At 66.4% G+C, this 10,104-nt stretch carries 8 protein-coding genes; 6 read left to right on the forward strand and 2 right to left on the reverse strand.

All coding sequences use genetic code 11. The annotated features are described in order from the left end of the window. Positions 1-185 precede the first annotated feature (185 nt). Entirely contained in the window at positions 186-1,496 is a 1,311-nt protein-coding gene (locus VK533_RS08250; RefSeq protein ID WP_324376391.1) for a HAMP domain-containing sensor histidine kinase, read from the forward strand. A gap of 107 nt (positions 1,497-1,603) precedes the next feature. Here VK533_RS08250 and VK533_RS08255 read toward each other — a convergent pair whose 3' ends face one another. Beyond that, positions 1,604-2,371: a LytTR family DNA-binding domain-containing protein gene (locus VK533_RS08255; RefSeq protein ID WP_324376384.1), complete on the reverse strand. Its 768-nt coding sequence runs from the start codon at positions 2,369-2,371 to the stop codon at positions 1,604-1,606. A 111-nt stretch (positions 2,372-2,482) separates the two neighbouring features. Between VK533_RS08255 and VK533_RS08260 the strand changes: the two genes are divergently transcribed. The 5 genes from VK533_RS08260 (at position 2,483) to VK533_RS08280 (ending at position 9,463) form a co-directional block, all read left to right on the forward strand. Further along, entirely contained in the window at positions 2,483-3,061 is a 579-nt protein-coding gene (locus tag VK533_RS08260; protein WP_324376385.1) for a hypothetical protein, read from the forward strand. A 50-nt stretch (positions 3,062-3,111) separates the two neighbouring features. Further along, on the forward strand, positions 3,112-4,839 hold the full coding sequence (locus VK533_RS08265; protein ID WP_324376386.1) for a glycosyl hydrolase family 28-related protein: 1,728 nt from the start codon (positions 3,112-3,114) through the stop codon (positions 4,837-4,839). A 95-nt stretch (positions 4,840-4,934) separates the two neighbouring features. Next, positions 4,935-5,705 carry a TIGR00266 family protein gene (locus tag VK533_RS08270; protein ID WP_324376387.1) on the forward strand — a complete coding sequence of 257 codons (771 nt, stop codon included), beginning with the start codon at positions 4,935-4,937 and terminating at the stop codon, positions 5,703-5,705. Further along, entirely contained in the window at positions 5,702-7,321 is a 1,620-nt protein-coding gene (locus VK533_RS08275) for a winged helix-turn-helix domain-containing protein (protein WP_324376388.1), read from the forward strand. The genes VK533_RS08270 and VK533_RS08275 overlap by 4 nt, the downstream gene beginning before the upstream one ends. A gap of 183 nt (positions 7,322-7,504) precedes the next feature. Beyond that, the gene (locus VK533_RS08280; protein WP_324376389.1) at positions 7,505-9,463 is read left to right on the forward strand and encodes a TonB-dependent receptor plug domain-containing protein; all 1,959 of its coding nucleotides are present in this window, start codon (positions 7,505-7,507) and stop codon (positions 9,461-9,463) included. Positions 9,464-9,466: 3 nt separating this feature from the next. Here VK533_RS08280 and VK533_RS08285 read toward each other — a convergent pair. After that, on the reverse strand, positions 9,467-10,104 hold a 638-nt coding region (locus VK533_RS08285; RefSeq protein ID WP_324376390.1), incomplete at its 5' end, for an enolase C-terminal domain-like protein.

Raw genomic sequence — 10,104 nt, forward strand, 5'->3', positions numbered from 1 at the left:
CATCCGCGGCTTGGGCTATAGCCTCGAGGAACCCGCCTGACATGAAATGGCCAGCGCCGGCGCGTTGGCTTGAGCTGCCGGCGAACTGGATCAGGATCATCTTCGGCCGTCCGCTCGTGTTGAGCGGGGTCGAGGGCGGACCCGCGCGCACGACCAGCGAGACGACCGGATCGCTGACCCGGCGCATGCTCGGCATCGCCGCACTCTGGATCGGGCTGCTGCTGGCGGGCGGCGGGCTCGCGCTCGATCGCGTGCTCGACACCGCGATCACGCGCAATTTCGATTCGCAGCTGCAATATGTGCTGTCGGCGATGATCGCGTCGGCCGAGCTGGATGAGGATGGCGAGATCCGCTTCAACCGGCCGCTCGGCGACCAGAGATTCCTCGAACCCAATTCGGGCCTCTACTGGCAGGTGTCGGCGCCCCACCACGAGCCGTTTCCGTCGCGGTCGCTATGGGACCGGCGGCTGCAGGTGCATGGCGATCACCGCGACGAGGCCACGCACATCTATGACAGCAAGGAATTCGGCCAGGACGAATCCCTGCGCGTGATGGAGCGTGACGTGCGCCTGCCCGGATCGATCGTGACCTGGCGCTTCCAGGTGGCGCAGGACCGCAGCGGGCTCGACGCGCAGATCGCGATCCTGCGCAAGACATTGGTGCGATCGTTCGCGATCCTTGGCTTCGGACTGATCATCATGTCGGCGCTGCAGGCGACGTTCGGCCTGTGGCCGTTGCGCAAGGTCCGCCGCCAGATCGCGGCGGTGCGTGCCGGGCGGATGGCGCGGGTCGATACGCGCCTGCCGATCGAGATCGCGCCGATGGTCGAGGAATTGAACGATTTGCTCGCGCACAATGAGCGCCAGGCGGAGGAAGCGCGCACGCATGCCGGCAACCTCGCGCATGCGCTCAAGACACCGCTGACGGTGATCATGAACGAGGCGAGCGCGAACAGCCCCGAATTGTGCAGGGCGGTTATCCGCGAGGCGACGACGATGCGGCGCCAGGTCGATCACCATCTCGCGCGCGCGCGCGCGGTTGGGCGGCGCGCGTCGGGCCAGAGCGTCGCGCCGGTGTGGCCGAGCCTCGATTCGGTCGAGCGCGCGGTCAGCCGGCTCTATCCGGCGGTGACGATCGATCTGGCGGGCGACCGCAATGCGCGCGTCCATGTCGAGCGGCAGGATCTGGACGAACTGGTCGGCAATCTGATCGAGAATGCGGCCAAATATGGCGGCGGGCGCGTGTTCGTGACGGTCGAGAACCGCGCGAACTTCGTCGAGATATTGATCGAGGATGACGGGCGCGGCATTCCCGCCGAACAGCGCGGCGCGATCTTCGAACGCGGCGCGCGGCTCGATACGGAGAAGCCAGGGACGGGGCTCGGCCTCGCGATCGTGCGCGACGTCGCCGAAATCTATGGCGGATCGGTCGCGCTGGAAGAGAGCGAGGATCTGGGCGGGCTGCTCGTGCGGCTGCGCCTGCCCGCTGTGAAATAAAGCCTCGTCATTCCCGCGAAGGCGGGAATCCATATTTCTAGACGTTCGCGTTTTTTCACAGCGATGCGGCTTATGGATCCCCGCCTTCGCGGGGATGACGGATTGATTCAGGCGAGCTTGAGCGCGCGCACCTGCATGATGCTGCTCCGCGCTACCGGAACGATCAATCCGCCGTCCAGCACCAGCCGCCAGTTGCGGCCTTCCTGCTGCACGTCCCGAATCGCGTCGCGGGCGACCCACCAGCTCCGGTGCACGCGAAGTCCCTCCGGCCCGCCATAGCGCGCGATCGCGGCCTTCATCGGCATCAGTTCGATCGATGAGCCGCGCGGCGTGTGGATGCGGACATAATGATCCTCCATCTGGAGACAGAAGACATCGCCCTGCGCGCTTGCGCGGGGCGCGGCCAGCACCGGTACCGGCGCGCCGCGGCCGCGCCTTAATTGTTCGAGCATCACCCAGCCGGCGACGATGAACGCCTCGACCAGCAGCGTCTTGATATACCAGTCGGCGGGCGACATCCGCCCGACCTCCTTCGGCCAGGCCCAGGCGCTGAACAAAGCCGCGACCAGCGCGATCGGGGCGGCAGTGACGGCGATGGCGAGCGCGGCGGACAGGCCGAGCGGAAGCCCGAAGCGGCGCCCGGTCCGGATCGCGCGGGGCAGCAGACCGGCGGCGAGCGCGGTGCCGATCACGATCATGCCGGTCCAGTCGAACAGGCAGATCAGGAGGTCGCCGCTGAGGAAGCCGATCACGCCGACGCTGCCGCCGGCGAAGGCCGCGAACAAAAGCACGCGCATCCACCAGCCGGGCCGGCCGAGATCGCTCTCCCAGGCTTCCGCGCCTATGCCAGATTTTGCGGCGTCAGCTTTCAGCACGAATACCCATTCCCGAACCCGTTCGCCCAATCGCGAAAAGCCGTTTGCAACCCGGCGATCGCGCTCCGACGCCCTGCATATCAATTCCGGCGGGAACTGGAAGGAGCGGATATGAAGGCGTTGATGTTGGCGCGGTGCGGGCTGGGCGGGATGATCCGGGTCGGCGTGATCGCGCTGTCTTTGTCGTTGGGCGTGGCATCGGCCCAACCGGTGATGACCCATGACGGGGCGCATGATTTCGACTTCCTGATCGGCGACTGGAAGGCGCATGTCCGGCGGCTGCCGGAGCGGCTGACCGGCTCAACAGAATGGGTCGAATATGACGGCATTTCGAACCACAAGAAGCTCTTCGGTAGCAATTCCAATCTCGAGGAGTTCGAGGTCGATAGCCCGGACAAGCATCTGCACATCAAGGCGCAGACTTTGCGCCTCTACAATCCGGTCACGCACCAATGGTCGATCTTCCTCGTCGACGTGGACAATGGCACGCTCGGCCTGCCGCCGGTGGTCGGCGAGTTCACCGGCAAGCGCGGCGAATTCTTCGATCAGGAGAATTATAAAGGGCGGGCGATCCTGGTGCGCTACGTCTGGCTCGACATTTCCCCGCATGCGGCACGCATGGAGCAATCCTTCTCCGCCGACGGCGGCAAGAGCTGGGAGGTGAACTGGATCTGCGAATTGTCGCGCTAGGCTGATGCGGATCGTTCGGTAAATCCGGACGGCGCGGCTATGACCGGTTCATGCAGCGCCTGCCGTTCGGTTCCCTGATATTGCTGGCTGCGGCGGCGCAGGCCATGCCGACGCCGCGCACGATCGCGGCATTACCGCCTCAGGTCAGTGCCGGACGCGGCGCCGCTTTGCCATTCGACGAATATGAAGCGGAGAATGCCGTTACCGACGGCATTTTGGTCGGGCCGGATCGTCGCTTCACGACGCTGGCCGCCGAGGCATCGGGACGGCGCGCGGTGCAGCTCGCCAAGGTCGGTGCCTATATCGAGTTCACGCTCGCGCGGCCGGCCAATGCGGTCACGGTCCGCGCCGCGATTCCCGACGGAGACGAGGGCGAAGGGCGCGACGTCACGCTCGGCCTGTTCGCCGACGGCAAGCCGCTCGGCGCGCTCGCGCTGACCTCGCGCTACGGCTGGTATTACGGCGCCTATCCCTTCACCAACCGGCCCGGGGATGGTCACGCGCACCATTTCTTCGACGAAACGCGGCTGCTGTTCGGACGCACGCTCGCGGCGGGCACGCATGTCCGCCTGCAGGTGCGGCCGCAGGATCGCGGCCCCTGGTATGCGATCGACCTGGCCGATTTCGAGCTGGTGCCGCCGCCTTCGCGCCCACCGCCACGCGCGGTTTCGGTCGTCGATTTCGGGGCCGATCCGTCGGGGGAGAAACCGTCCGGGCCGGCGTTCGAGCGCGCCATTGCCTCCGCGCGAGCGGCCGGGCGGCCGGTCTGGATCCCACCGGGCAGTTTCCGGGTCGATGGGCATGTGATCGTCGACCGCGTACATGTTCGCGGCGCCGGTCCCTGGTATTCGATCGTGCGCGGCCGGGGGCTGGGCTTTTACGGCAAAAGCGCGCCCGACCAGTCCACCGACGTTCGGCTGGAGGATTTCGCGATCCTGGGCGAGGTGACCGAACGGATCGACCACGATCAGGTCAACGGCATCGGCGGCGCGATCGGCGGCGGATCGCTGATCCGCAACCTGTGGATCCAGCATACCAAGGTTGGCCTGTGGTTCGACGGGCCGATGCACGGGATCGTGATCCGGGGCCTGCGCATTCTCGACACGATGGCGGACGGGCTCAATTTCCATCAGGGTGTCAGCGACGCGGTCGTGGACGGCAATTTCCTGCGCAATACGGGCGATGACGGGCTCGCCGCCTGGTCGCATGGACAAGCCGACCATCATATCGTGTTCCGACATAATACGATCATCGCACCGGTGCTGGCCAACGGCATCGCGCTGTATGGCGGCCACGATATCGAGGTCAGCGGCAATTTGATCGCGGACACGCTGACCGAGGGCGGGGGACTGCATCTCGGCAACCGGTTCAATGCGGTGCCCGCATCGGGGCCGATCCTGATCGCCGACAATCTGGTGGTGCGGTCGGGCAGCTTCGATCCACGCTGGCATTTCGGCGTCGGTGCGCTCTGGTTCTATGCGCTCGACGCGCCGATCGCGGCCGACGTGACGGTACGCGACACCGTCCTGCTCGACAGCAACGAAGAGGCGATCCAGTTCCTCGGCAAGCGGATCGGCAATGTGCTTCTGGACAGGCTGACGATCGAACGAACCAAGGGCCCGGCGATCCAGTTGCAGAGCGACGGCGCGGCGACGATGAAGCGCAGTCTCGCGACCGGGCTCGGCGGCCCGGCGGTGTTGCGCTGCAATCGAGATTTCAAGCTCAGCCGCGACGCCAAGCTGGAGGGCGAAAGCGAAAAGGGCTGCCCGCCGTCCTGACCGGCTATGGTATCCGCCTGACCGCGCTCTTTTCTATTGAACCGCACGCCGCTTCCGATCAGCTAAGCGGACGACGCGGCTCGGAGGAGAGAGCGATGCGCTACGATATTTCCGGAACGGTGATGCAGACGGTCTCGATCGATCTCGATCGGGGCGAGCGAATCTACAGCCAGACGCATCAGATGGCATGGATGAGCGACAGCATCGTGATGGACACGCATACCGGCGGCGGCATCTTCGCGGGCCTCAAGCGCGTGATGAGCGGCGGCAGCCTGTTCATCACCGAATATGGCGCGGAAGCCGCCGGCCATGTCGCGTTCGCGCCGCGCTTTCCGGGCACGATCCTGCCGATGGTGCTGCGCCCGGGCCAGTCGCTGATCTGCCGCAAGGAGACGTTCCTGTGCGCGGAGATGTCGGTGACGCTCGACATCGCGCTGCAGCAGCGGTTGGGCGCGGGTTTCTTCGCGGGCGAGGGCTTCATCCTGCAGCGCGTGACCGGGCCGGGTACGGTGTTCCTCGATCTTTCGGGCGAGGTGATCGAGAAGACGCTTAGCCCTGGAGAGCGGCTGCGCGTCCATGCCGGCCATATCGGCGTGCAGGAACCGACGGTGGATACCGACATCCAGATGGTGCGCGGCTTCCGGAACGTTCTGTTCGGCGGCGAGGGCCTGTTCCTCGCGACGCTGACCGGGCCGGGCAAGGTGTGGCTCCAGTCGATGCCGATCCTCAACCTGGCCGAGGAGATTGCCCGCTATCTGCCCGGCAATGACGAGGGCCGGGGCAGCAGCCTTGGCGGGGCGATCGGCGGCGGGGCGGCGGGTGTCGCGATCGGCGGTATCCTCGGCGGCTTGCTGGGCAACGAGTGACGCCGACGCGGCGCTTCACCATCGGCGCGTTCGGGATCGATCCCGGTCGCAATGTCGTGGCTGGACCGGACGGCGAAGCGACGCTCGAACCCAAGATCATGGATGTGTTGTGCCTGTTGGCGAACCACCCGGGCGAGGTCCTGTCGCGCGAGACGATCATCGACCGTGTCTGGGGGCATGCCTTCGGCGCCGATGAAAGCCTGACCCGGGCGATTTCCCGGCTGCGTAAAGTGTTCGGCGATGCGCGCACGCCGGCGCAGGTGATCGAGACCATATCCAAGCGCGGCTATCGGCTGATCGCGCCCGTGACGATTGAGACCGAGGAGCCTGCCGAACCAAGGCTGGTCCGGCGTTGGCGCTGGATCGTGCCGGCACTGGTGCTGCTCGCCATCCTCGCGGCGGCAGCCTGGTATCGGCTGGGCAGCGCCCCACCGGCCAGTCCCGCCACCGAAGGGCTGCAGGTGTCGATCAAGCCGTTCGATGTGCTTGGACCGGCGGATGCGGTCGCGGCGCGGGCCTTGTCCGACCAGGTTTCGATGGCGCTGTCCCGGGCCAGCCTGCTGCATGTCGGCAAGGGTAACGCGCCGGCTTCAGATGGCGGGCAGGCGTATGCGGTGCGTGGCAGCGTCGCGCCGCTCGCGTCGGGTATCCGGATCACAATCTCCCTGCTCGACGCGCGCAGCGGCGAGAATCTGTGGGCCGGCAATTTCGATCGGCCCGCCGCGATGGATGCGGCCGCGCAGGACGAACTGGCGGGTGCGATTGCGGGGGAGCTCACCGATCGGCTGTTGGTCGCGGCCAAAAGCGCGATCCGGCGCAAGCCGCCTTTGTCGTTGAAGCCATGGGAACTGATCTTGCTCGCAACCTGGGTGCCGGGCAGCGACGAGGTCTTCCTTCAGCCGCACAAGGCCGACGCCTTGTGGCCGCAGCAGCGCGCCTTGCAGCTCGATCCGGACTATGCGCCCGCGCATGCATCGCTCGCAAGCGCCTTGGCTTATCGGGCTATGTTCACACCCGGTGTTAACGTTGCCGCGTTGCGAAGCGCCGCCGCGCGCCATGCGGAGCAGGCCAAGGCACATGCGCCGTACGATGCCGGCGTGCTGTACGAACTCGCCACTTATTACCGGCTGATCGGCGACCGGAACGGGGCGCATGCCGCGCTCGAACGCGTGCTCGCACTCCAGCCCAACCATCCGGTCGCGCGATACGATCTGCCGTTCGTGGACGGGCTCTGCACCGCGCGCGGCGCGGCTTCGGTCGGCGCGCTCGATGCTTTGCTGGGGCGGCTCTCGACCGACAATCCGGTGCGCTGGGTCATATTGTCGCACCTTGCCGATCTGCAATTGGCGCAGGGCAATTATGCCACGGCTGCCGACGCGGCCGGCCGATCGCGTCAGATCGTGCGCATGACCTGGTCGGGCATCACGCTTGCCGCTGCGTTGGCGAAGACGGGGCAGGTGGCGGCGGCGCGCGAGGTTTCGAACGAGACAAAGCTGGAATGGCCCGGTCTGGACTGGCGACGTTTTGCCGTGCCGGTCTGGTGTCTGGGTGGCGTTCGTCAGGCGCCGGCGGCAGCGGCTTTCCGCCAGATCGCTGCGATCGAACAGGCGCGTTAGGGCGCCCTCCATAAGGACATCAGGAAAACATCGGCTCGACCTCAGGACCTGGCTGAATGCGCGCTTTAGCTGGAGCACCTCGCTTGCCCGATCCGAGGTGTTCCCATGCCATGCCGAAATTGCCTTTGCATTCTGGTCCTTTCGCTGGCCGGTGCAGCCCAGGCCGCGCCGCCGGGTGACGGGGTGCCGCTCGATTTCCCGGCAGGCTTCTTTGCCGACTTCCATCCCAATAGCGCGCTCGACATGGTCAAGCGCATTCCCGGTTTCACTTTCGATCCAGGGGACGCGACCTTGCGCGGGATGGCGGAGGCGGCGGGCAATGTCGTGGTCGACGGCAAACGGATCACCGACAAGAATTTCACGCTCGATCAGGTGCTCGACCGCATTCCCGCGGCGCAGGTCGACCATATCGCCCTGATCCGCGGCGGGGCGCCCGGCATCGACATGCTGGGCCAACCGGTGGTGGCCAATATCGTGCGCAAGGCGGCCGCCGGCGCGACCACGGCGGTGACCGTCTCGGACGGGGTCTATGCCGACGGCCGGACGATTCCGGGCGTGACGATCGAACGCTCCACAAGCTCCGGCACCGGCCGCAGCCTGTCGTGGAGCGCGTCGCTGTCGCGTTATGTGGAAGTCAACAAAGGCGACGGCAGCAGGCTGCGCACCGACGCAGCCGGAGCACCGATCCAGCAGGCACGGGTCGATGCGGCCGCGGGCGGGCTTACCGGTTATGCGCAGGGGACGTTCGAGCTGCCGGCCTGGAACGGCCAGCTGCGCCTCAACGGCACGCTCACCTGGACCGACTATCACGACCATCAGCGCGACCGCCAGTTTGTGCCGGTGGCGGTGGTGACGCGGCTCAACGAGGATCTGGGCGGCCTTGGCGGAGGCCAGGCGGGCGCCGAACTGGGCGCACATTTCAGCCGGACTTTCGGGCCGCTGGAAAGCGAGACGACCGCGCTGCTGCGTTTCGGCCGCAAGCGTTATGCTTCGCTGCTCGATTCCCCGGGAGCGGCGCTCTCCTTCGGCGAGCGCGATCGCACCAGCGAGGCGCTGCTGCGCAGTCAGCTGCGTTACAAGGCAAGCGCCGATCTTTCGGCCGCCTTGAGTATCGAGGCCGCTTACAACCATCTCGACACGAGCAGCATGCTGGCTTTCAACAGCGCGCCGATTTCATTGCCCGATGCGGTGGCACAGGTCAGCGAGGCGCGCGGCGAGATCGGCGCGCAGGCGACGTGGCAGGCGGCACCCGCGATCCAGATCGAGGCCGGCGGCCATGTCGAGCTGTCGCAAATCCGCGCCGACGCGGACCAGCGCCAGCGGCGTTCCTACGTCTATCCCAAACCATTCGTTCGGCTGACATTATTGCCAGGCCGAACCCAGCAGATACGGCTGCGGTTCGAGCGCGAAGTGGGGCAGCTCGATTTCACCAATTTCATCGCCGCGGCGACGCTCGACAAGGGCTCGGTGTCGTCGGGCAACAGCGCGATCCGGCCCAACAATAGCTGGGTCGCCGAAGCCGCCTATGAATGGCGCAAGGACGCGACCGCGCTATCGCTGACCTATCGGCACAGCTGGCTCAGGGATGCGATCGATCGCGTGCCGGTGCGGCCAACCGACGGCGGGGCGGTGTTCGACGCGCCCGGCAATATCGGCAACGGGCGCGAGGACGATCTGATCGGCGATATGACCTTGCCGTTGAGCGTGGTCGGCCTTGCGCACGCCACGCTCAAGCTGGACGGGACCTGGCGCCGTGCGCGCGTGACCGATCCGACCACCGGGCACGCGCGCGCAATCTCCAACCAGAAGCCGCTCCAGTTTACCGCCGATTTCCATCAGGATCTGCCGCGCTGGAAGGCGGCGTGGGGCGCGACGCTCGATGCGGGCTGGTCGACGCACACCTATCTGTTCGACGAGGTCGATCTCAACAAGGCCAGCGCGTTGCTGACCGTGTTCGCCGACTATATTCCGCACGCCAACCTGTCCGTCCATATCGAGGCGAGCGACGTGCTGGGCCGGCGTTATAGCCGGGTCATTTCCGTCTATGACGGGCTGCGCGGCAGCGGCGGGCTCGCCTATCGCGATGCTCGCCGGTTGCGGCTGGGCCCTGCGCTATCGCTGAAGGTGCGGCGGGCGTTCTGACGGCTACCAGTTGAACATGGTGCCGTCTTCGAGCCGGTTCACGGGCAGGAAGGCGCGTTTATATTCGTACTTGGCGGCGAGGACTTCATCGAGGTCGACGCCGAGGCCGGGCTTGTCGCCGGGGTGCATCATGCCGTTGTCGAAGCTGTAGGCATGCGGGAAGACGGCGTCGGTCTCGGCCGTGTGGCGCATATATTCCTGCACGCCGAAATTGGGCACCGAGATGTCGAAATGCAAAGCCGCGGCCATCGTGACGGGTGAGAGGTCGGTCGCGCCATGGCAGCCGGTGCGGACCTGATAAAGATCGGCGAGCGCGGCGATGCGGCGCAGATGGGTCAGGCCGCCGGCATGGACAACGGTCGCGCGGATATAGTCGATCAGCTGATTCTCGATCAGCTCGCGGCAATCCCAGATCGAGTTGAAGATCTCGCCGACCGCAAGCGGGGTCGTGGTGTGCTGGCGGATCAGGCGGAACGCATCCTGGTTCTCGGCCGGGGTCGCATCCTCCAGCCAGAAGGGGCGGAAGGGCTCGAGATCCTTGCCGAGGCGGCCGGCTTCGATCGGGGTCAGGCGATGGTGGATGTCGTGCAGCAGATGCACGTCCCAGCCCAAGGCCTCACGCGCCTTCTCGAACAGCGGCA

The organism is Sphingomonas sp., from assembly GCF_035317925.1.
In the GTDB taxonomy this organism is placed as follows: Bacteria; Pseudomonadota; Alphaproteobacteria; order Sphingomonadales; family Sphingomonadaceae; genus Sphingomonas_I.

Coding starts and splice junctions, on each gene's coding strand:
- VK533_RS08265 (WP_324376386.1), top strand. CDS start 3,112: ATGCAGCGCCTGCCGTTCGGTTCCCTGATATTGCTGGCTGCGGCGGCG.
- VK533_RS08270 (WP_324376387.1), top strand. CDS start 4,935: ATGCGCTACGATATTTCCGGAACGGTGATGCAGACGGTCTCGATCGAT.
- VK533_RS08260 (WP_324376385.1), top strand. CDS start 2,483: ATGAAGGCGTTGATGTTGGCGCGGTGCGGGCTGGGCGGGATGATCCGG.
- VK533_RS08250 (WP_324376391.1), top strand. CDS start 186: ATGCTCGGCATCGCCGCACTCTGGATCGGGCTGCTGCTGGCGGGCGGC.